This window comes from Rhizobium sp. BK529 (assembly GCF_014194105.1).
Taxonomy (GTDB): domain Bacteria; phylum Pseudomonadota; class Alphaproteobacteria; order Rhizobiales; family Rhizobiaceae; genus Rhizobium.
Map to the genome: position 1 here is coordinate 2,639,748 of NZ_JACIAU010000001.1, position 19,410 is coordinate 2,659,157.

General features: G+C 60.2%; 21 protein-coding genes. 9 read left to right on the forward strand and 12 right to left on the reverse strand.

What is annotated here, in order from left to right; all coding sequences use genetic code 11:
* Window positions 1–49: 49 nt before the first annotated feature.
* Genes hisG through hisS form a run of 3 tightly spaced genes read right to left on the reverse strand, consistent with a single transcriptional unit; the run spans window position 50 to window position 3,377 of the window.
* Window positions 50–745, reverse strand: coding sequence for an ATP phosphoribosyltransferase (gene hisG, locus FHX08_RS13375; RefSeq protein WP_132652518.1), 696 nt, complete (start codon window positions 743–745; stop codon window positions 50–52).
* Window positions 742–1,863, reverse strand: a complete 1,122-nt coding sequence (locus FHX08_RS13380; RefSeq protein WP_132652520.1) for an ATP phosphoribosyltransferase regulatory subunit — start codon at window positions 1,861–1,863, stop codon at window positions 742–744. The genes hisG and FHX08_RS13380 overlap by 4 nt, the downstream gene beginning before the upstream one ends.
* Window positions 1,863–3,377 carry a histidine--tRNA ligase gene (hisS, locus tag FHX08_RS13385; protein WP_132652522.1) on the reverse strand — a complete coding sequence of 505 codons (1,515 nt, stop codon included), beginning with the start codon at window positions 3,375–3,377 and terminating at the stop codon, window positions 1,863–1,865. Before hisS ends, FHX08_RS13380 begins: the two co-directional genes overlap by 1 nt.
* Window positions 3,378–3,512: 135 nt before the next feature.
* Between hisS and FHX08_RS13390 the strand changes: the two genes are divergently transcribed.
* The 3 genes from FHX08_RS13390 to FHX08_RS13400 all read left to right on the forward strand — a co-directional run bounded on the left by FHX08_RS13390 (window position 3,513) and on the right by FHX08_RS13400 (window position 5,093).
* Window positions 3,513–4,271, forward strand: coding sequence for a hypothetical protein (locus tag FHX08_RS13390; RefSeq protein WP_184327228.1), 759 nt, complete (start codon window positions 3,513–3,515; stop codon window positions 4,269–4,271).
* A gap of 40 nt (window positions 4,272–4,311) precedes the next feature.
* The gene (locus FHX08_RS13395; protein WP_132652526.1) at window positions 4,312–4,662 is read left to right on the forward strand and encodes a hypothetical protein; all 351 of its coding nucleotides are present in this window, start codon (window positions 4,312–4,314) and stop codon (window positions 4,660–4,662) included.
* A 71-nt stretch (window positions 4,663–4,733) separates the two neighbouring features.
* Window positions 4,734–5,093 carry a DUF305 domain-containing protein gene (locus tag FHX08_RS13400; protein ID WP_132652527.1) on the forward strand — a complete coding sequence of 120 codons (360 nt, stop codon included), beginning with the start codon at window positions 4,734–4,736 and terminating at the stop codon, window positions 5,091–5,093.
* Window positions 5,094–5,139: 46 nt separating this feature from the next.
* Here the strand turns inward: FHX08_RS13400 and FHX08_RS13405 are convergent, their stop codons facing one another.
* The gene (locus tag FHX08_RS13405) at window positions 5,140–6,189 is read right to left on the reverse strand and encodes an aldo/keto reductase (protein ID WP_184327229.1); all 1,050 of its coding nucleotides are present in this window, start codon (window positions 6,187–6,189) and stop codon (window positions 5,140–5,142) included.
* Between the two features lie 241 nt (window positions 6,190–6,430).
* Between FHX08_RS13405 and FHX08_RS13410 the strand changes: the two genes are divergently transcribed.
* Window positions 6,431–7,135: an HAD family hydrolase gene (locus FHX08_RS13410; RefSeq protein WP_132652529.1), complete on the forward strand. Its 705-nt coding sequence runs from the start codon at window positions 6,431–6,433 to the stop codon at window positions 7,133–7,135.
* A gap of 6 nt (window positions 7,136–7,141) precedes the next feature.
* Here the strand turns inward: FHX08_RS13410 and FHX08_RS13415 are convergent, their stop codons facing one another.
* Window positions 7,142–7,618: a hypothetical protein gene (locus FHX08_RS13415; RefSeq protein WP_132652531.1), complete on the reverse strand. Its 477-nt coding sequence runs from the start codon at window positions 7,616–7,618 to the stop codon at window positions 7,142–7,144.
* Entirely contained in the window at window positions 7,615–8,244 is a 630-nt protein-coding gene (locus FHX08_RS13420) for a DNA-3-methyladenine glycosylase I (RefSeq protein WP_132652532.1), read from the reverse strand. The genes FHX08_RS13415 and FHX08_RS13420 overlap by 4 nt, the downstream gene beginning before the upstream one ends.
* 210 nt (window positions 8,245–8,454) lie before the next feature.
* Here FHX08_RS13420 and FHX08_RS13425 point away from each other — a divergent pair, with 210 nt between their 5' ends.
* The 3 genes from FHX08_RS13425 (at window position 8,455) to FHX08_RS13435 (ending at window position 10,816) form a co-directional block, all read left to right on the forward strand.
* Window positions 8,455–9,207 carry a L,D-transpeptidase gene (locus FHX08_RS13425; protein WP_132652534.1) on the forward strand — a complete coding sequence of 251 codons (753 nt, stop codon included), beginning with the start codon at window positions 8,455–8,457 and terminating at the stop codon, window positions 9,205–9,207.
* Between the two features lie 137 nt (window positions 9,208–9,344).
* Window positions 9,345–10,016: a L,D-transpeptidase gene (locus FHX08_RS13430; RefSeq protein ID WP_132652536.1), complete on the forward strand. Its 672-nt coding sequence runs from the start codon at window positions 9,345–9,347 to the stop codon at window positions 10,014–10,016.
* Between the two features lie 119 nt (window positions 10,017–10,135).
* Window positions 10,136–10,816 carry an outer membrane protein gene (locus tag FHX08_RS13435; protein ID WP_132652537.1) on the forward strand — a complete coding sequence of 227 codons (681 nt, stop codon included), beginning with the start codon at window positions 10,136–10,138 and terminating at the stop codon, window positions 10,814–10,816.
* Between the two features lie 73 nt (window positions 10,817–10,889).
* Here the strand turns inward: FHX08_RS13435 and FHX08_RS13440 are convergent, their stop codons facing one another.
* Genes FHX08_RS13440 through FHX08_RS13455 form a run of 4 tightly spaced genes read right to left on the reverse strand, consistent with a single transcriptional unit; the run spans window position 10,890 to window position 15,334 of the window.
* Entirely contained in the window at window positions 10,890–11,330 is a 441-nt protein-coding gene (locus tag FHX08_RS13440; RefSeq protein WP_132652539.1) for a hypothetical protein, read from the reverse strand.
* Between the two features lie 50 nt (window positions 11,331–11,380).
* Window positions 11,381–12,691, reverse strand: coding sequence for a glycolate oxidase subunit GlcF (gene glcF / locus FHX08_RS13445; RefSeq protein WP_184327230.1), 1,311 nt, complete (start codon window positions 12,689–12,691; stop codon window positions 11,381–11,383).
* 1 nt (window position 12,692) lies between these two features.
* Entirely contained in the window at window positions 12,693–13,898 is a 1,206-nt protein-coding gene (locus FHX08_RS13450) for an FAD-binding protein (protein ID WP_132652542.1), read from the reverse strand.
* Complete coding sequence (locus tag FHX08_RS13455) at window positions 13,895–15,334, reverse strand: FAD-linked oxidase C-terminal domain-containing protein (RefSeq protein WP_132652544.1); 1,440 nt, start codon at window positions 15,332–15,334, stop codon at window positions 13,895–13,897. Before FHX08_RS13455 ends, FHX08_RS13450 begins: the two co-directional genes overlap by 4 nt.
* 137 nt (window positions 15,335–15,471) lie before the next feature.
* Here FHX08_RS13455 and FHX08_RS13460 point away from each other — a divergent pair, with 137 nt between their 5' ends.
* A complete protein-coding gene (locus FHX08_RS13460; protein WP_132652546.1) occupies window positions 15,472–16,368 on the forward strand; it encodes a LysR family transcriptional regulator in 897 nt (298 codons plus the stop codon).
* A gap of 116 nt (window positions 16,369–16,484) precedes the next feature.
* Here the strand turns inward: FHX08_RS13460 and FHX08_RS13465 are convergent, their stop codons facing one another.
* Both FHX08_RS13465 and FHX08_RS13470 read right to left on the reverse strand, forming a co-directional pair.
* Complete coding sequence (locus FHX08_RS13465; protein ID WP_132652548.1) at window positions 16,485–17,642, reverse strand: adenosylhomocysteinase; 1,158 nt, start codon at window positions 17,640–17,642, stop codon at window positions 16,485–16,487.
* A gap of 93 nt (window positions 17,643–17,735) precedes the next feature.
* Complete coding sequence (locus FHX08_RS13470; RefSeq protein ID WP_184327231.1) at window positions 17,736–18,611, reverse strand: LysR substrate-binding domain-containing protein; 876 nt, start codon at window positions 18,609–18,611, stop codon at window positions 17,736–17,738.
* Window positions 18,612–18,872: 261 nt separating this feature from the next.
* On the opposite strand from FHX08_RS13470, the gene FHX08_RS13475 reads away from it, so the two are divergent.
* Window positions 18,873–19,385: an NUDIX hydrolase gene (locus FHX08_RS13475; protein ID WP_132652550.1), complete on the forward strand. Its 513-nt coding sequence runs from the start codon at window positions 18,873–18,875 to the stop codon at window positions 19,383–19,385.
* The last annotated feature ends 25 nt before the right edge of the window (window positions 19,386–19,410 follow it).

Below are 19,410 nucleotides of genomic sequence, written 5' to 3' on the forward strand. Positions count from 1 at the left end.
AAACCCGCCATCGAAAGACGGCGGGTTTTTCTTTGCCCGAAATTCAATCTCAGAGAACCGAGCGCACGGCCTCGACAATCGCCGCCGCCGTCGGCGTATCGGCATGGGCATCCTTGCGGGCACGCACCAGACAAGCTTCCGAGCGCAGGATGACGCCATCCGAAAGCACCTTCAGGTGATTGGCACGCAACGTCGAGCCGGTCGAGGTGATATCGACGATGATATCGGCAGAGCCCGAGGCAGGTGCACCTTCGGTGGCGCCGAGGCTCTCAACGATGCGATAGAGCTGGATGCCGTGCTGGCTGGAGAAGAACTGCTGGGTCAGGCGCCAGTATTTCGTGGCGATTGCCAGGCGCCGGCCATGACGGGCGCGGAAATCGGCTGCGACGTCAACGAGATCAACCATGGTATCGACATCTAGCCAGATTTCCGGCACGGCGACGACGACATCGGCATGGCCGAAGCCGAGCCGGGCGCAGAATTCGACACGCTTGTCGGCTTCCGCCAGACCCTCGCGCACAAGGTCTTCGCCGGTCACGCCGAAATCGATCGAGCCATTACCGAGCTCGCGGGAAATCTCCGAGGCCGAGAGGAAGGCAATGTCCACATCGTCCCAGCCTTCGACGCGGCCACGATAGGAGCGGTCATTGCCGACGGCATAGATTTTCAGGCCAGCGCGCTCGAAGATCGCTGAGCAGTCGTCCTTCATGCGGCCCTTGGAAGGAAGCGCAATGGTGATCGTCATGCAGCTGCCCTTTCGGTTTCGATACGGTCCAGCCAGAGGGAGAAGCCAACGGCAGGAATCCGGTCCTTGGCGCCGAGGAAGGTCATCAGCTTGTCGAAACGACCGCCACCGGCGAGGACCGCGGCGGATCCTTCCACCATCACCTCAAAGACGAGACCGGTATAGTAGTCGAGCGGGCGGCCGAAGGCAGCGCGATATTCGATAAGCGAGAGATCGACGCCGGCATTGGCAAGTGCTGCGACACGGCCATCGAAGCGCGCCAGCGCGTTGCCGAGCTTCAGCCCGGCCGCATCGGCGAAATGCGATAGCGCGGCGGATGCGTTGACGAGCGGCACGTTGAGCGACAGGAACTGCTCAAGCACTTGGAATGCAACGTCATCCAGCCGGGTCTCCGACAGAACGAGCTTTTCCTTGAGGCGACGGGCGATCTCCTGGGGCGAGCGGCTGGCATTGGTGGAATAGCCGGTCGCCTGCATCGTCTCGTCGATATAGGCAATCAGTGGCGTTTCATCGTCCTGGCCAACCAGGGAGGCCACCTTGTCATCGAGGCCGGTCACGAACTGCGGGCTGACGAGGCGCGCAAGCAAGCTCTCGAGCTGGATCATATTACCGAAGGCGTGGATCAGCCGCTTCTGCCAGCCGAGCGGCAAGCCAAGCGCCTGCACGACGGCCTCGAACACGGCCTGATCGCCGATCGTGACAGAGAGCTGCCGACCGGGCAGCAGGCGGGCGAGGATACCGACTGCATCGCCGATCGCACGGGCATCGGCACTGGCGAGATTGATATCACCAAGGTCCTCAATGCCGGCCTGATAGAATTCGTTGCTGCCGTCACGGCGCTGACGAAAGACCTCACCGAGGTACGAGTAGCGCTTCGGTGTGCCGGTCGCGCTCTCGATATGGCGCAGACAAACGGGAATAGTGAATTCCGGGCGCAGGCAGAGGCTGGCGCCGGTCTCGCTTTCCGTCATGAAGATACGCCGGCGAAGATCTTCGCCGGCGATATCCAGAAATGGTTCGGCCGGCTGAATGACCGGCGTGTCGATGCGTTCGGCCTTGCGGGCAGAAAATTCGTCAAGAAGCTCACTGGTGAAGTCTGGAAGGTTGATGAGGGCCATCAGCCCGCCCTCTTCCGGTCCTCCGCCTGGGCGGCAAGGATTTCCTTCACCTTGGCGACGAGATCGGCCTCCGCGACAGTTTCCTGCGCCACGCGCGCCTCGCGCCAGGTCGTGTTGTCCTCGATCTCGCCGGAGAGGCGTTTGCCCTCGATCAGGTCCTTGATTTGGATGACGCCTTGCGCGCGCTCGTCGCCGCCCTGGATGATGGCGATCGGGCAGCCGCGGCGGTCGGCATATTTCAGCTGATTGCCGAACTTCTTCCAGTTGCCTTGGAACATTTCGGCGCGGATGCCGGCGGCGCGAAGCTGCTGCGTGAAACGCTGGTAGCGACCCATAGCCCCGACATCGCCATCCATGACGGTGACGAGAACTGGCTCGATGATGTCCTGCTGGCCGAGCTTGCCGAGGTTCTTCAGCGCCGTCATCAGGCGAGAGACGCCGATGGAAAAACCGGTTGCCGGAACGGGCTGGCCCATGAACCGAGAAACGAGACCATCATAACGACCGCCGCCGCCGACGGAGCCGAAGACGACCTTCTCGCCCTTTTCATTGGTGACGTCGAAAAGCAGTTCGGCCTCATAGACCGGGCCCGTATAATATTCGAGGCCGCGCACGACGGAGGGATCGATCTTAATGCGGTCAGACTGATAACCGGCGCTGGTGACGAGCGCGCCGATGAAATTCAGCTCCTCGACGCCTTCGACGCCCTTCTCGGTGCCGGCGACCAGCTCGGCCAATTGGACGGCGCTTTCGGCATAATTCTTGATGCCGACGAAGAAGAGAACCTTCTCGATCTGATCGCTGTCGAGGCCGGCACCCTTGGTGAAGTCGCCGGATTCATCCTTGCGGCCAGGGCCGAGCAGGAGGGCGACGCCTTCCGGGCCGAACTTGTCGAGCTTGTCGATGGCGCGCAGCACATTGAGGCGCTGACCGGCCTTGTCATCACCGCCGAGGCCGATCGCTTCCAGTACTCCGTCCAGAACCTTGCGGTTGTTGACGCGGATCACATAGTCGCCGCGCTTGATGCCGAGGGCTTCCAGCGTATCGGCCATCATCATGCACATTTCCGCATCAGCTTGGACGCCCGGCGCACCGACGGTATCGGCATCGAACTGCATGAACTGGCGGAAGCGGCCCGGGCCGGGTTTTTCGTTGCGGAAAACATAGCCGGCGCGATAGGTGCGGTAAGGCAGCTGGATCTCGTTGAAATTCTCCGCGACATGACGGGCAAGCGGCGCCGTCAGATCGTAGCGCAGGGACATCCACTGCTCGTCATCGTCCTGCAGCGAGAAGACGCCCTCGTTCGGGCGGTCGCTGTCCGGCAGGAACTTGCCGAGCGCATCGGTATATTCAAGCAGCGGCGTTTCGACCGGATCGAAACCATAATGCTCGTAGACCTCGCGGATCTTCGCGGTCATTTCGTTGACGGCGCGGAGATCGGCTGCGGAGCGGTCGACAAAGCCGCGCGGAAGGCGGGCTTTGAGCTTTTGCGGTTTCTTCTGCTTGTCGTTCATTTCGGGGGATTTCCACATATGTGACAGTGGCGGTTTCCTAGCGGATTGGGCGGTTAGCGGCAAGGGCAAGGGCCTTGATATGGCGACCGGAATCGATTGATCGATGCGGAAAGGACCTGTCATCAGGATATCACCATGATCGCGGAAGCGCTTCAGTATCTCGCCACAGCAGCACTTACGGGCAGCGCTCACCGCCGCTTCGTGCGCTATTCGGTCAATCTCTGGTCGCGCGCCGGCCGTTGCAGCCGGGCTTGGGCGGCCCATGAGGCAAACTGCAAGAATGCCATCCGCACAGCCATGAGCGATCTTTCGCAGCGTCGGACTGCTGTCGTGCTTGGCTCGGGATTACTCCGGGATGTGCCGATTGGGGAGCTCGCGAAAACCTTCGATACGGTCGTTCTGGTCGATCTCGTACATCTGGCATCGGTGCGCCTGTGGCTTAAGGCCAAGGCCTATCGGAACGTCCGGCTGATTGAACGCGATCTTTCCGGCTCTGATGATGTCAAGGCAGGTCGAGATCCCGAGCCGCTCGGCTTCCTGCGTAGCGTGCCCTATCTCGATTTCGTCGTGTCCGCCAACCTGCTTTCGCAGATCGGGCGTGGGGTAAAACGGCAATTCGAAGCTGAAGCTTCATCCGGGATGCCGGCCGACACCGTTGGAACACTGATCTCGACACATCTTCAAGGATTGGCAGACCTGCCCTGCCGTACCTGCCTGCTGACGGATATTTCCTACGCCGTCATCGACCGCACCGGCAAAGTGCACGAGGAGGCGGATCTGCTGCACGGCATTGTGCCGCCCACGGCAAAGGCCGGCTGGGATTGGCCGGTGGCGCCACTCGGCGAGGAAAGTCGCGACTATCAGATCGTCCACAACGTAATCGCCAGCTGGTGAGAGACTTGGCTTTTCACCCGCATGCGCCTATGTCTTTCGTATGCGCGCTTTGGCTCTCGTCACGATGTTTTTCAGCTGGCTGGTCTATAGCACCATGTCGGCGTGGGCAGGATGTCCGACCTGCGCATCGATGAATATGGCAATCGGGGCCGAAGCCAGCACTGCACATCACCACATGGCCGACGTGGCATCCAAAGGCGACGCGGCAAAGGACCCCTGCTCGACCGGTGTTGCCCATATGCCGCTTTGCAATGCCTGCATGGTGCTTCCGGCGGACGTTCCGATCGCCGATGGCGGCAAGCACGTTTTCGCCTACCCTTCTCCGGCCCCTGACCGGGCACTCCGGGAAAACAGGCCCGCACCGCAGGCGCCGCCTCCCCGCGTCATCTGACGATCCCTTTCGCAGAACGGCAGTCATCGACTGCTGCGTTAACCTACTGTAAGACAGAGGAAGGAACTCTCATGTCTTTGAAAATCGTCACCCTTTCAGCCCTGATCGCCTTTGCTGCGCCTGCCTTTGCCGAGGACATGCCGACGATGGACATGTCCAAGCCCATGGGCGATCACAGCCCATCCAGCCATGCCTTCACCGAGGCCAATGACAGGATGCACAAGGATATGATGATCGAATTGAGCGGCGATACCGATGTGGATTTCGTCCGCAGCATGATCCCTCACCATCAGGGCGCGATCGACATGGCGAAGATCGAGCTGCAATACGGAAAGGATCCTGAAATCCGCAAACTTGCGGAGGGCGTCATCAAGGCGCAGGAGGCTGAAATCGAAGAGATGAATGCCTGGCTGAAGGCGCACGCCAAATAAACCAGCGGAATGTGGGGCCGCTGTCAGACAGCGGCCCTTTGCTCGATCAGGACTTAGGCTCGAAATCGGCGGGGCGGCGACCGGCTGCCTGGCGGGAAAGCATCCAGCCCGGATATTCGGGGGCAAGTGCGCTGACGTCATCGAGGCGCTTGATCTCGTCGGCGTCGAGCTTCAGCTTAACGGCGGCAAGGTTCTGGTCGAGCTGATCGACACGCTTGGCGCCGATGATGACAGTCGTCACGAAAGGCTTTGCAAGAATATAGGCCAGCGCCACGGTCGCGACGCTAACACCGTGCTTTTCGGCAATCTCGCGCATGACGGCAACGCAGGCCCAGGCACGGTCCTTGTCAACTGGCGGGAAGTCGAAATTGGCGCGGCGGCCTTCGCCGTTGCCCGGTGCGCCCGGACCATACTTGCCGGAGAGCAGGCCGCCAGCGAGCGGCGACCACACCATAAGGCCGAGCTTTTCTTCTTGCAGCAGCGGCACGATATCGCGTTCGAGGTCGCGGCCGGCAATCGAATAATAGGCCTGCACAGTTTCAAAGCGGGCATAGTCCTTGCGCTCGGAAATGCCGAGTGCCTTGGCGATGCGCCAGGCCTGCCAGTTGGAAACGCCGACGTAACGCACAAGCCCGCGGGAGACGAGATCGTCGAGTGCACGCAGCGTCTCGTCGATCGGCGTGACCGGGTCGGTGGCATGGATCTGATAGAGGTCGATATGATCCGTCTGCAGGCGCTTCAGGCTGGCTTCGACGGAATCCATGATGTGGCCGCGGGAGGCGCCGCGGTCATTCGGCTTGTCGCCCATGACGCCATAGACCTTGGTGGCAATGACGACATCTTTGCGCGGCACGTTGAGGTTCTTCAGCGCCTGACCGAGCAGACGTTCGGATTCACCGAAGGAATAGACGTCAGCGGTGTCGATGAAATTGACGCCAGCTTCCAGCGAGCGCTGGACGATCTCATCGGCCGCCTTCTGATCGACATCGGCGATGGCACCCCAAGGAGTACCTTCCTTGGCTTCACCGAAAGTCATGGTGCCAAGGCAGATTTCAGATACGAAAAGTCCGGTATTTCCGAGTTGATTGTAACGCATGTCGAGAAATTCCCTTGTGTCTGCCGCAATAGGTGCTTGCGGACTGCTGAACTCTATTTTTTGATTATTGGCCTGCGCGTGACAGGCACAGCCGGGGCTGGCTGCAAGATGAGGCAAATTTGATGTAGGTCGCCGACCCGCGTTTTTCAACGGAACACGGCCTCGTTCAGAGATGCCGCAACGCCCTTGTCTCGACACAGGCCGGGAATAGATTGCCTGCCGTATTTCTAGAGGTGAGTGTATGAGCACCCGACCATTGACCACGATCGGCTTCGATGCCGACGATACGCTTTGGCAGAACGAACATTATTACCGGCTAACGGAAGAGCATTTTATCAGGCTTCTTGCCGATTTCGCCGATGGAGCGACGATTTCCGAACGGCTTCTGGAGGCGGAGAAGCGCAACCTCGCCCATTACGGTTTCGGCATCAAAGGTTTCACGTTGTCGATGATCGAGACAGCGATCGAGATTACCGAGGGCAAGGTGCCGTCGAAGGTGATCGCCAAGATCCTTGACACCGGACGCGATCTTCTGTCCCACCCGGTGGAGACCCTGCCGCATGTGCGCGACACGCTGGAGGCGCTCGCTGGAAAATATCTGCTGGTGCTGATCACCAAGGGCGATCTCTTCGACCAGGAGCGCAAACTCGCCCAGTCCGGGCTCGGCGATTTCTTCGATGCAGTCGAGATCGTTTCGGACAAGACGGCCGTCACCTATCGGCGCATCTTCTCCAAGGTCGGCGACGGGCCGGAGCGGGCGATGATGGTCGGCAATTCGCTGAAGTCCGATATCGTGCCGGCCATTGCCGCCGGCAGTTACGGCGTCTTCGTGCCGCATAAGCTGACATGGGTATTGGAGCGGGTCGAAGAACCGAAAGAGGCGCCGCGCTTTCGCAAGATCGATCATCTTGGCGAACTGCACGGGTTAATCGATAGCTTAGGCTAGATGGAGTTACTTCCGCTGCGGAAATAGCGACGGCCGTTGAGGTGTCGGCTGCGCTGGCTGTGGCGCCGCGGCAAGCGGTTCGATCAGGATACTGTAGGGCGCACCCAGCCCGCGGCGCGGCGAGACCTTGGAATAATAGGGGCGCAACAGCCAGGTGGCGTTTTCCTTGACTGTCGTCTCATAGCTCGTGCCGTCCTCATCGGTGCCGAAAAAAGCCTCGTCATCCGGCTTCGACAGGTCGAAGATCGCCAAAAAAGCGAATTTGCTTTTTGTCTCGAAGCTGATCTTCACATGTTGGCCGGCGCGCACGGGAAGCGTATAAACATGGCTGTTGCCGAACTTGGTCCAGCCTTTCAGCTGCATGGTAACGGCCGGAAACTGCAGCTTTTCGAGCTTTTCGCCCGGATCGAGTTGCGGCGCCTGCGCGAGGCTTGCAGAAGCAGACAGGAGAAGAGCTGCGGCAAGCATAATAACCGACTTCATGGACGCACCAATGCTGCGCGCATCGCCTCCACTTCCGCGCGGCAGAAGCAGCCTTCGAGGTGATCGTTGACGAGACCCATTGCCTGCATGAAGGCGTAAACTGTGGTCGGTCCGACAAAGGTCCAGCCGCGCTTCTTCAAATCCTTTGATATCCTGACCGACGTTTCGGTCGTCGGATTGGCGACGAGATGCTGCCGGTCGACGATATCTGGCCGATCCTCGGGACGTGGTTCGTAGCTCCAGAAATAACGGGCGAGGGAGCCAAATTCATTCCTTAGATCGATCGCACGCCGCGCATTGTTGATCGTCGAGACGATCTTGCCGCGATGGCGGATGATGCCGGCATCGGCGAGGCAACGGGCAATATCCTCATCGCCGAAACATGCCACTTTTTCGAAATCGAAACCGGCGAAGGCGGCACGGAAATTCTCGCGCTTGCGCAGGATCGTCAGCCAGGAAAGACCGGACTGGAACCCTTCAAGGCAGATCTTCTCGAAGAGCCTGATGTCATCGGTGACCGGTCTGCCCCACTCTTCGTCATGGTAGCGCAGATAATCAGGCAGATTCGCATGCCAGTGGCACCGGCTCTTGCCGTCCTCGCCGATGATGATGCCGGTATCGCTCATATTTTCTTCTCATTTTCTGCCTGCGAACCCGGCTTTACCATTTGCAAACCTTCTTTCCAAACCGAACGATAACCCTGACAAAAAGTTTATTCGGTCCTTCGCCTTTTCATGAATCCGCATTTACCATTCGCTGGCGGACGCGGTGGCAGCATGACCGCAGGCGGACAATTCCGCCAGTGCATTTTCGGTCATTTGTAGAGAGTTCGTCCGATGATGAAATCCCTTGTTCTTGCCGCAGCCATGCTCGGCATTCTGTCCACGGCCGCCCTTGCAGACGACCGCTATGCCAGCCGCCCACCTGTCGTGCTGAGCCCCGATCTTACCGCCCCCTGGGTCAACCAGCTCGGTGGCGGTCCTGTTCGTCCCGTCGTCTACCAGCGGCCGGTCGTCGTGCAGCAGCGCGGCCTCTTCCAGCCGCGCCGCACCTTCACCCAGCGCGCGCCGCAGCCGGCACCCCAGACCGTGTCCGCCGTCCGCGCGGGCATCCCCGTGATCCGGGGACAGATCGAACCGCAGTTCCTGCCGCAGATCGTCAATTATGACACGAAGGAAAAGCCTGGCACCGTGGTGATCGATACCAATAACCGCTTCCTCTATCTCGTCATGGACGGCGGCAAGGCGCGTCGTTATGGAGTCGGTGTCGGCAAGCCCGGTTTCGAGTGGGCAGGCGCGCACACGATCACACGTAAATCGGAGTGGCCGGATTGGACGCCGCCATCGGAGATGGTCAGCCGCGAAGCCGCCAAAGGCCATTATCTTCCGGCTCGCATGGACGGCGGCCCAGAAAATCCGCTCGGCGCGCGCGCCATGTATCTCGGTTCCACGCTCTACCGCATTCACGGTACCAATGCACCCTGGACGATCGGCAGCGCCGTCTCCTCCGGCTGCATCCGCCTGCGCAACGAAGACGTGGTCGATCTCTATGATCGGGTCAAAGTCGGTACCCGCGTCATCGTAATGTAAAAGCCGAGCAACGATCGGCGGGCGGCAGGAACAGCCGCCCGCCGAACTACAAAAAACCGTATCTCCCGCCTCTCCGGCTTGAAATTCAAACCGATTTGACTAGCCTCTGCGCAGTCCTGAAGGAGAGGGTATCGAAAATGAAGCAATTTCTTAGGCTCGCGGCGGCGGCTGCCGTTGCGTTGTCCTGTACGGTTGTGGCCGTCAACGCGGAACCGGTCATGACGGCAACCGATGCCGTGCGCGGCGTCAAGCAGACGAGGGAGATCAAGCCGCAGTTCCGCAAGCGTGTGGTTCGCCTTACCACCAACGAGAAGCCCGGCACGATCATCGTCGACACCAACAACAAGTTTCTTTATCTGGTGGAAGGCAACAACCGCGCCACGCGTTACGGCATCGGCGTCGGCCGCGACGGCTTCGGCTGGTCGGGTGTCGTGACGGTCGGACGCATGGCCGAATGGCCGAGCTGGACGCCGCCGGCCGAGATGCGCGCCCGCGAGGCCCGCGAAGGCCACAATCTTCCCGCCGTTCAGCCCGGCGGCCCGGACAATCCGCTCGGCGCGCGCGCCATGTATCTTTATAAGGGCGGCCACGACACGATCTTCCGCATTCACGGCACGAACCAGCCCTGGACGATCGGCCTCAACATGTCATCGGGCTGCATCCGCATGATGAATGACGACGTGACCCATCTTTACAACCGCGTTTCCGTCGGCACCAAGGTCATCGTCGTCGGCCCCGGCAACAAACAGGGCAACGTCGCCTTCCAGGACAAGGGCATCGATATCCTGCGCACCATGTTTGGCGGTTAAGCAACACTTTTCGAAAAAATGCAGGCGCATTTGGATGCGCCTTTTTTATTTTGAGATTTTGACACGGAAATCTGCGAGAAAATCGATCTAATAGCTTTTTGGCATTTCGGGGATATTCGATGGCATCTGCATTGCGTCATTCCACCTCGCTTCTGGCGAGCATTGCGTTTTCCGCGCTTGCGTCGGTGGCTGGCACCGCTTCTGCTGAAGATCTGGAGTTTTCCATCTACGGCGGCTATCAGACGGCGCCGCACAGTCATGTTGATGTTTCCGACGGCACTTCCTTCAGCGCCGGCTGGGAAGGCAAATCCTTCGGCAGCCCACCCTACTACGGCGGCCGCGTCACCTGGTGGCTGGGCGACTTCAACCTGCCGAACTGGGGCGTGTCGCTCGATTATACCCATGACAAGGTCTATGCCGACGACGAAACGATGGCACGCACGCCGGGCTGGACGCATTTCGAATTCACCGACGGCCTAAACCTCTTGACGGTCAACGGTCTCTACCGCTTCAAGGACCCGGCTCGCCGCTGGACCCCCTATCTCGGTGCCGGTGTCGGTGTAAACATTCCGCACGTCGAAGTCACCCGTCCCCAGGGCACGACCTTCGATTACGAATTCGGTGGCGTGACCTTTCAGGCGCAGGCCGGTGTCGACTTCCGCATCACCGACAACTGGTCGACCTTCGTTGAATACAAGGGCACCTATTCGCGTGTCGACGTTCCGATCGACAGCGGCGACCGCCTGAAGACGAACATCGTCACCAACGCCGTCAATGTCGGTATTTCCTACCACTGGTAATCTGGAGCAATTCCAGCATGTGCCGCAGTTTTTTATCTGGAATTGCGCGAAATAAAGAGATGGCGCTGCGGGGCTATTTGGTACCGCAGCTCACCTTGCCTTCGACGGCGAAGAAGCTGGTACTGCCCTCGATCCGTAGGGCATAAGTGCCGCCGAAATTCGGCGACGTCTTGCCATGCTGGCCGGCGAGAACTGCGAGATCCAGAGACTCGCTTTCGGTGTCAGCACCTTCCGCCGCGAAGACTTCCAGACGCAGGTCGCCATCGCGAGACCAACGGTTCGTCAGATCCTTCGATTCGAGGATCCGCTTGCCGAAATTCTTGGATTTGCCGGTATCCTTGAGCATCAGCGCGCCACGGAAATGGATCAGCTGATGGCCGCCTCCATCTTCGAAAGCGCTTTCGAGCGTGAAGCGCACATCCTTGTCGTCTGTAGAACAGAAATATCTGACATCGGCGTGCGCCGCACCAGCCGCGCCGAGCAATACGGCAAGCACCATCAATCCGCGCCACATAGTCAAAGCTCCTGAGATCGCCCCGCCGATCCACCAATGAACCGGTGGTCTCAGGCTAGCGGCAAATCCCTTAATTTTTCAGGCACAGCGCCCCCATAGGCCCAGTCCAGAAGCTCAACGGTGTGCAGGATCGGAGTGGCGGTGCCCGACCCTATCTGGGTAATGCAGCCAATATTACCGGTGGCGATGATATCGGCCTTGGTCGCCTCGATATTCTTGATCTTGCGGGCCTTGAGGGCTGCGGAAATATCCGGCTGCATAATGTTATAGGTGCCGGCCGAGCCGCAGCAGAGATGTCCCTCGGCCGGATCGCGAACGGTGAAACCGGCCGCCTTCAGCAAGTGCTTCGGCGCCATGGTGATCTTCTGGCCGTGCTGCATTGAGCAGGCGGAATGATAGGCGACGGTGATGCCCTTTGACATGTGTGCAGGCAATTCGAGCCCTGCCAGATATTCGGTAATGTCCTTGGCAAGCGCCGAAACCCGCGCCGCCTTGCCGGCGTAAGCGGGGTCAAGACGCAGCATGTGGCCGTAATCCTTGATCGTCGTGCCGCAGCCTGATGCGGTAATGATGATCGCGTCGAGGCCGCCGGCCTCGATCTCGCGAGTCCAGACATCGACATTGGCGCGGGCTGAAGCAAGCGCCTGTTCCTCGCGCCCCATATGGTGGACCAACGAGCCGCAGCAGGTTTCTCCTTCTGGCACGACCACCTCGACGCCAAGGCGGGTCAACAGCCGGATGGTCGCCTCGTTGATGGCCGGATCGAGAACGGGTTGCGCACAGCCGGTCAGGATCGCCACGCGCCCGCGACGTTCGGCCTGCGGCTCATACCGGCCGGGCCGGGCAAAGGGCGATGGCGCCGGAATACTGTGCGGCGCAAGCGCCAGCATCGCGGCAAATGGTTTCAGCGCCGCCCCGCGCATCAGGCCGGCAAAGGGACGGCCGATGCCGGCAAGGACCAGTGCTGCCCGGAAGCGGCCGGGATAGGGCAATACCGCCGCCAGGATGGCGCGGGTCAGCCGGTTCATGAACGGCCGCTTATAGGTCCTTTCAATGTGAACCCGGGCACGATCGACCAGATGCATATAGTCGACACCCGAGGGACAGGTCGTGGTGCAGGCAAGGCAGGAGAGACAGCGGTCGATATGGGTAACGACTTGCGTATCCGCCGCGCGACCGTTTTCCAGCATGTCCTTGATGAGGTAGATACGCCCCCGCGGGCTGTCGAGTTCGTTGCCGAGGGTGACATAGGTCGGACAGGTGGCGGTGCAAAAACCGCAATGAACGCATTTACGCAGGATCTGCTCTGATTCCGCTACATGCGGATCGGCAAGCTGGGCGAGTGTGAAGTTGGTCTGCATTTCAATGTCTCGCCATCTTGCCGGGATTGAAGATCCCTGCCGGATCAAACTTTTCTTTCACGCGGCGCGACAGCAATGCCACCGCCTCCTGCTCGGGATGGAAGGCCGATAGTGCCGCTCTCGCATCGCTAGGCGCGCGGATCAGCGTCGCATGGCCGCCGCCGAGCGCCTTGACAAAGCGGCGGACGAGATCAGCCTCCGGGTCGGCTTCCATGCGCATCCAGACGAGACCGCCCTGCCAATCATAGAAAGCATCCACGCCGGCTTCGAGCCTCAGGGCCGCAACGAGCTGATGGCCTATACCAGGCGCCACGGAGACACGCCAGACAGGCCGCGCGGTTCCGTCGGCATAGGGCGCGACATCGCGGATTTCCTGCCAGAGGAGCCGGCTGGCAGCGTGATCGAGCTTCGTGGCCTGACCGAACGTCCTCATCGCCGACAGAAGCTTTGCGGCGCGTGAGTCCACCGAACCCGGCAGGCCCTCGATACGCAGCACCGTCGCCTCTCCCTCCGGTAGCTTGCCGCCGAGAAATTTCCAGGTCACGGTCAAGGGCAGGTGCGCGGCACCCGAAATCTCTACCGGCAGCGCCATGGCCGCTGCCATCGCATTTGCCGCCTCGGCATCATTGAGACCGGAGATAATGACGGTCTCTTCGGTCTTGGCGCGCGGCGGCACCCGGAAGGTCACCTCGGTCAGGAAGCCCAGTGTGCCGTGCGAACCGGAAAGCAATTTCACCAGATCGAGACCGGTGACATTCTTCATCACCCGGCCGCCAGCTTTGATGATCTCGCCGTGGCCGTTGACGAAGCGGATGCCCAGCAGACTGTCGCGCGCAGCACCCGCCACGAAACGGCGCGGACCCGAGACGTTGGCGGCAAAGACGCCGCCAATTGTCGGCTCGCCGGACGTGCCCATCACGGCGCGATGGTCCATGGGTTCGAAGGCCAGCATTTGGCCGTTTTCGGCAAGCGCCGCCTCGACCATGGCAAGCGGTGTGCCCGCCCTTGCGGTCATGACCATCTCGCCCGGATTATAAGCGACAATGCCGGATAGGCTGATAGAACGCAGCCGATCCTCCGCTTCGACGGCGTTGCCGAAACCCGAGCGCGTATCGCCGCCGCTGATGGCGAGAGCTCTGCCCTCTTGTGCATGGGCACGGATGACCGCCGCGGCTTCCTCCTCGCTTGCCGGCATCAGATCAATCATGCAGCCGAACGCCCTTCGAGCGGGAAGACCTTGGAGGGATTCAATAGCCATTGCGGATCGAAAGCGGCGCGTGCCGCCATCTGCTGGGCGAGATCGGCCTCGGAATATTGATGGCGCATCAGATCACGTTTTTCAATGCCGACGCCATGCTCGCCTGTCAGGCAGCCGCCGGCATCGACGCAGAGTTTCAGGATATCGTTGCCGGCCGCCTCGGCCTTTGCCGCATCCTCCGGATCATTGGCATTGAAGAGGATCAGCGGGTGCATGTTGCCGTCGCCGGCGTGGAAGACATTAGCGACCCGCAGGCCATATCTCGCGACGATCTCGGACGTTCGCTTCAGCACATGGGAAAGCTGGCTCAGCGGCACGGTGCCGTCCATGCAGATGTAATCGGCAATACGGCCGGTGGCACCGAAGGCGGACTTGCGCCCTTTCCAGATCAGCGCCGCCTCGGTCGCCGACTGGCATTCGCGCACCGTCTTTACACCATGGTTGCGGGCGATCTCGACAATGCTTTTCAGCATGTCGTCCATTTCCGCGTCCGATCCCTCGACCTCGACGATCAGGAGAGCGCCGACATCGAGCGGGTAGCCGGCGTGGGCGAAGGCCTCACAGATCTCGATTGCTGGCTTGTCCATGAATTCGATGGCGACAGGAATAATGCCGGCGGCGATCACATCGGCCACACAGCGGCCAGCCTCTTCCGAGCTTTCGAAACCGAACAGCACCGGGCGTGCACCCTCGGGCTTGGCGATCAGGCGCACCGTCGCTTCGGTGACGATGCCGAGCTGGCCCTCATGGCCGCAGACGAGGCCGAGCAGATCATAACCTGCCGCATCCAGCGCCTTGCCGCCGAGCTCGATCACCGTGCCGTCGGTCAGCACCATCTTGACGCCGAGCAAGTTGTTTGTGGTTACTCCATATTTCAGACAGTGTGCGCCGCCGGAGTTCATGCCGATATTGCCGCCGATCGTGCAGGCAAGCTGGGAACTCGGATCCGGCGCGTAGAAGAAACCGTCCGCAGAGACGGCTTCAGAAATATTGAGATTGGTCACACCAGCCTGAACGACCGCGCAGCGATTCGCAAAATCAATGTCCAGAATGCGGTTCATCTTCGACAGGCCGAGCACGACAGCATCTTCCTGCGGAATCGCACCGCCAGAAAGCGACGTGCCGGCGCCGCGGGGGACGACCGGAATGCCGTAGCGATGACAGTATTTCATGACGGCTGCCACTTCCGCCGTCGAGCGCGGCAGCGCGACGGCCAGCGGCAGGCGGCGATAGGAAACGAAAGCATCTGTCTCGAAAGGCACGAGTTCGCGTGCTTCGTGGATCAGGCATTCCGGCGGCAGGAGATCGGCGAGATCGGCGACGATTTCCTTGCGGCGCGCCAGAACATCAGGGCGCGGAGCGAGAAACGGAATGGCGTCGGACATGGCGTTTTCCCTCGGCCAACATGACGGAAACCGGTGACAAATCCTCCATGCCACCGGTTCTTTCGGCTTAGCACTTTCCCGAAACCGGCGCAAATGTTAAGCACTTATGCCAAAAGGGGAAAAAGTTACAGAAGCTTATGACCAATCTGGGTGATCTCGAAATCTTTGCCAAGGTCGTTTCGACCGGCAGCATGTCGCTTGCCGGCCGCGCGCTCGGATTTTCCCCGGCCGTCGTTTCCAAGCGCATCAAGCGGCTGGAGGACCGGCTCGGCACGCGGCTTTTGCAGCGCACGACGCGACAGATCTCGCTGACGGAAGCCGGCCAGGGTTTCTACGACCGGGTTCTCGGCATCCTGGCGGGGCTGGAGGAGGCGGAATTCTATATTTCCGGCCGCTCAGCGCAGATGCATGGCACGTTGAAGATCTCCGCCCCCACCTCTTTTGGGCGGATGCATATTGCCCCGCATCTGAAAGCCTTCATGGACGCCCATCCAGAGCTTGCGATCAATCTGGTGCTGACCGACGAGTTCAGCGATATCGTCGGCGGCGGCTTCGATCTTGCCATCCGCATTGCGGAGCTTACCGATTCCAGCCTTGTCGCACGCAGGCTGGCACTTGTGCGCCGCGTGCTCTGTGCTTCACCTGACTATATCGCCGGTCACGGCATGCCCAAACATATCGAAGAGCTGAAACAGCATCGCTGTCTGCCAGCGCATAATAATGACGTCTGGCGGCTGGACGGTCCGGACGGGGCCTTCAGCCTGCGGCCCGAGGGTATGCTGATTACCAATTCCAGCGAGGTGATCCGCGAAACGGTCATTGCCGGCCTCGGGATCGCGCTGCGCTCCACCTGGGACATTGGCGAGGAGTTGAAGAACGGCAAGCTCGTGCAGGTCTTGCCGGCTTACGAAGGCTCGCACAATGTCACGCTCTCGGCGGTTTATCCGAGCCGGCAATTCCTGCCGGCCAAGGTTCGGTTGTTCATTGACTTTCTGGCCGAACTTTATGGCCCGGTTCCCTATTGGGAGCGCTGAACTGCTGCTTTAGCGCAATTCCGAACGGAAAACCGCGGCACACTTTTGCTGGAATTGCTTCTTTGTTTAGCGCAATTCCGAACGCAAAACCGCTACGCACTTTTGCTGGAATTGCTTTAGCGCGCCAGATCAAGATAGGCGCTGGCGACCATCGCATCGATATCAGCGGGCACCGGTACGATGCAGGATTCGGCACCGACGCCGCGCTTTGCGACCCGCTCCAGGCAGCGGGCCTGTAAGGTAAAGCCGAGATCCATGGATTCGACTGAGTTGCCGAGCGGGCGCGGGCCGGCGAGGTTGGCCATATGGCCGCCGCCGAGCACGTGGAATGACCGGCCGTCCCTGAGGTGGAAAGTCTCGATATGATCGGCCTCGTAGCGATCGATACCGACAATATCGGGATGGCTGCGGAAAGCGGCCACGTCGATCTCATGCGGGAAATGACCGCCATTCATCAGGATCGCCCCGTCCTTGATGAATGGCAGATCAGCTGACGTGATGATGTCAGGGAAACCTGTGACCGTGGCGATGACATCGGCAGATCGGATCGCCTGTTCGCGTAGCGGTGTGACGAAACCGTCGAGGTGGGCTTCCAAGCTGGTGACGGGGTCGATATCGATGACGCTCACGGTCGAGAAAGCGTTGCGGAAGCAGGCGGCCGTGCCCTTGCCGCAGGCGCCGTAACCAAAGACGGTTACGCGTTTGCCATTGGTGGAACGGTTGGTGAAGCGCATGTAGCTTTCGAACAGGCTCTGGCCGACGGCGTGCTTATTCTCGGCGAATTGCTTGATCGGGCTGTCATTGATGACGAGGATCGGCATACCAAGCTTCTCGCGCATCGGCAGCAGACGGGTTCGGCCGGAGGTCGTCTCTTCCGTGCCACCGAGCAGATTGGCATAGGGCCTGTCGGCCGCGATCGCGAAGAGATCGCCGCCATTGTCCAGCAGCAGATCCGGCTTTTCGGCGACGACGGCTTCGAGGCTCTTAAGATGGGCCACCGGATCGGTCGTCTGGGTCGCAAAAACGGTAATGCCCTGCGAACGCAGGAAGTCGACCGTTGCCGGCTGCGTGCTGTTCAGGTTGCCGGTGCAGACGAGGCGCGCGCCGCCGGCGCGCAGAGTCATCAGGAGAGCGACCGTCTTCGGCTCCAGATGGATGCCGGTACCGATCGAGAGGCCATCAAAAGGCCGCGTCTTTTCGAATTCCGCGGCCGTTGCCTTCAGCAGCCGGCAGCTATTTCCGATCCAGTCGATGCGTGTTGCAAGCTTTTCCATCTCATGCCCTTTCGTTCCCCTCTGATCTAGCGAAAGGAAGATAGGGCCGGCATGGAGATATTTCTGATGAAAGGGCAGAAAAACTGCCCTTTCTCATGCCGTGCCGGAGCGCAGCAGCCAGTTTCGGAGTGCCACTAAGCCTGGCCGTTTCGCATCTAGCGTACGACAACAGAGGCTATAACCCGCCGGGCGGCGAATGAAGCCATAGGGAGCAACGAGGACGCCGCGGGCAAGATCGTCCTCTATCGAGGCCTTCGGCGCCAGCGCAACGCCGAGACCGGCTCGGGCGGCACCCAGCGCCAGAAGCAGATCCGCGAACTCGCGGCTATGGGTAAAGGCAACCGGCGGAGCGCCGCTTTCGGCAAACCATTCCGCCCAGAGTTTTGGCGCACTGCGGCTGACCAGGATATTTGATTTCGCCAGGGCCGCGACATCGCCCGCAAGTCTGGCTGCCAGCGGGGGCGTCGCAACCGGGCCGAATTCATCCTGCATGAAGCGTGTCTCGATGATGCCGACAGAGGAGCGATATTCGCCACCCATGATGACTCCATCGAAATCCGGATGCTGGGATAGCGGCTCGGCCACACTCATGGGCACGATATCGACCTCGACGCTGCCCAAGCTTGCCTGCATGTCGGCCGCGCGCGGCATCAGCCACCAGATCGCGAAAGCCGAGGGCACGCCGAGGCGGATGCGCTCCCTACCCGCTTCCTCGAATTCATCAGCGGCACGTTTCAATATGGTCAGGGCAGCTCCGGCGGCCTCGGCAAAGGCCCTCGCCTTTTCGGTCGGAACGAGCCTTCGGCCATCCCGCACGAAGAGCTTCCGGCCCAGATGATCTTCGAGCGTCGATATCTGCTGGCGCACCGCGCCGCGCACCACGCCGAGCTCTTCGGCCGCCTTTAAAATGCTGCCATGCCGGCAGACCGCTTCGAAAGCACGGATAGCATTCAGGGGCGGGAGTCTCATAGTTACCACATTCCGGAAAATCGTAGTGGATCACCTGACCTTGGCATTGAAGAGAATGCAAGATCGAACCATATTGTACACCTGTGCAAGACGGGTGCATTTGCGACAGGAAATGGCGAAATTTTCGAACCTGTCCCGCTTCGAATTTTCCTATGTACGATGAAACAAATCGTGTCCGTCTCGCTTTGGATGCATGGATCGCGCAAGCTATTCATATGATACTAATATAAGACCGATTCGACATTAAAGGTGACCCAACAATTGACCCTTCTTGCCCGCCTGGCTTCTGATGTGCAACTGATGTTTCGGCGTCCGCCGAGACAGCAATATGCTGCTCTCTGCTATCGGGTGAAAAAGAAGACGGGCGATCTCGAAGTTCTGCTGATGACCAGCCGCGACACAGGCCGCTGGGTGATCCCCAAGGGCTGGCCGATGGCGCGCAAGTGCGCCTACGAAGTGGCCGCCCAGGAAGCCCTAGAGGAGGCCGGCATACGCGGTACGATCGAAACCGAAACGCTCGGCCACTATACGTATTCCAAGGTTTTGCGCGACGGCCTGAAAGTGACCTGCAAGGTCCAGGTCTTTGCCCTCGAAGTGACAGGCATGGCGAAGAACTTCAAGGAAAAGGGCGAGCGGACGATCGAGTGGGTTTCCTGCGACGAGGCCGTGAAGCGCGTGAACGAGGCTGACCTGCGCGACCTCTTCCTTGCCTTCAAACAACGTATGGCGGAGCGACTTTCCAGCGGCATGCCGAAACAAATTCCTGCAGAATGAGTCTTGCCATCTTGTGCTGCTAAGT

What these genes read in the sequence shown, in the direction of transcription:
- hisG (WP_132652518.1), bottom strand. Translation starts at nt 745, where the DNA reads ATGACGATCACCATTGCGCTTCCTTCCAAGGGCCGCATGAAGGACGAC.
- FHX08_RS13380 (WP_132652520.1), bottom strand. Translation starts at nt 1,863, where the DNA reads ATGGCCCTCATCAACCTTCCAGACTTCACCAGTGAGCTTCTTGACGAA.
- hisS (WP_132652522.1), bottom strand. Translation starts at nt 3,377, where the DNA reads ATGAACGACAAGCAGAAGAAACCGCAAAAGCTCAAAGCCCGCCTTCCG.
- FHX08_RS13390 (WP_184327228.1), top strand. Translation starts at nt 3,513, where the DNA reads ATGATCGCGGAAGCGCTTCAGTATCTCGCCACAGCAGCACTTACGGGC.
- FHX08_RS13395 (WP_132652526.1), top strand. Translation starts at nt 4,312, where the DNA reads ATGCGCGCTTTGGCTCTCGTCACGATGTTTTTCAGCTGGCTGGTCTAT.
- FHX08_RS13400 (WP_132652527.1), top strand. Translation starts at nt 4,734, where the DNA reads ATGTCTTTGAAAATCGTCACCCTTTCAGCCCTGATCGCCTTTGCTGCG.
- FHX08_RS13405 (WP_184327229.1), bottom strand. Translation starts at nt 6,189, where the DNA reads ATGCGTTACAATCAACTCGGAAATACCGGACTTTTCGTATCTGAAATC.
- FHX08_RS13410 (WP_132652529.1), top strand. Translation starts at nt 6,431, where the DNA reads ATGAGCACCCGACCATTGACCACGATCGGCTTCGATGCCGACGATACG.
- FHX08_RS13415 (WP_132652531.1), bottom strand. Translation starts at nt 7,618, where the DNA reads ATGAAGTCGGTTATTATGCTTGCCGCAGCTCTTCTCCTGTCTGCTTCT.
- FHX08_RS13420 (WP_132652532.1), bottom strand. Translation starts at nt 8,244, where the DNA reads ATGAGCGATACCGGCATCATCATCGGCGAGGACGGCAAGAGCCGGTGC.
- FHX08_RS13425 (WP_132652534.1), top strand. Translation starts at nt 8,455, where the DNA reads ATGATGAAATCCCTTGTTCTTGCCGCAGCCATGCTCGGCATTCTGTCC.
- FHX08_RS13430 (WP_132652536.1), top strand. Translation starts at nt 9,345, where the DNA reads ATGAAGCAATTTCTTAGGCTCGCGGCGGCGGCTGCCGTTGCGTTGTCC.
- FHX08_RS13435 (WP_132652537.1), top strand. Translation starts at nt 10,136, where the DNA reads ATGGCATCTGCATTGCGTCATTCCACCTCGCTTCTGGCGAGCATTGCG.
- FHX08_RS13440 (WP_132652539.1), bottom strand. Translation starts at nt 11,330, where the DNA reads ATGTGGCGCGGATTGATGGTGCTTGCCGTATTGCTCGGCGCGGCTGGT.
- glcF (WP_184327230.1), bottom strand. Translation starts at nt 12,691, where the DNA reads ATGCAGACCAACTTCACACTCGCCCAGCTTGCCGATCCGCATGTAGCG.
- FHX08_RS13450 (WP_132652542.1), bottom strand. Translation starts at nt 13,898, where the DNA reads ATGATTGATCTGATGCCGGCAAGCGAGGAGGAAGCCGCGGCGGTCATC.
- FHX08_RS13455 (WP_132652544.1), bottom strand. Translation starts at nt 15,334, where the DNA reads ATGTCCGACGCCATTCCGTTTCTCGCTCCGCGCCCTGATGTTCTGGCG.
- FHX08_RS13460 (WP_132652546.1), top strand. Translation starts at nt 15,472, where the DNA reads ATGACCAATCTGGGTGATCTCGAAATCTTTGCCAAGGTCGTTTCGACC.
- FHX08_RS13465 (WP_132652548.1), bottom strand. Translation starts at nt 17,642, where the DNA reads ATGGAAAAGCTTGCAACACGCATCGACTGGATCGGAAATAGCTGCCGG.
- FHX08_RS13470 (WP_184327231.1), bottom strand. Translation starts at nt 18,611, where the DNA reads ATGAGACTCCCGCCCCTGAATGCTATCCGTGCTTTCGAAGCGGTCTGC.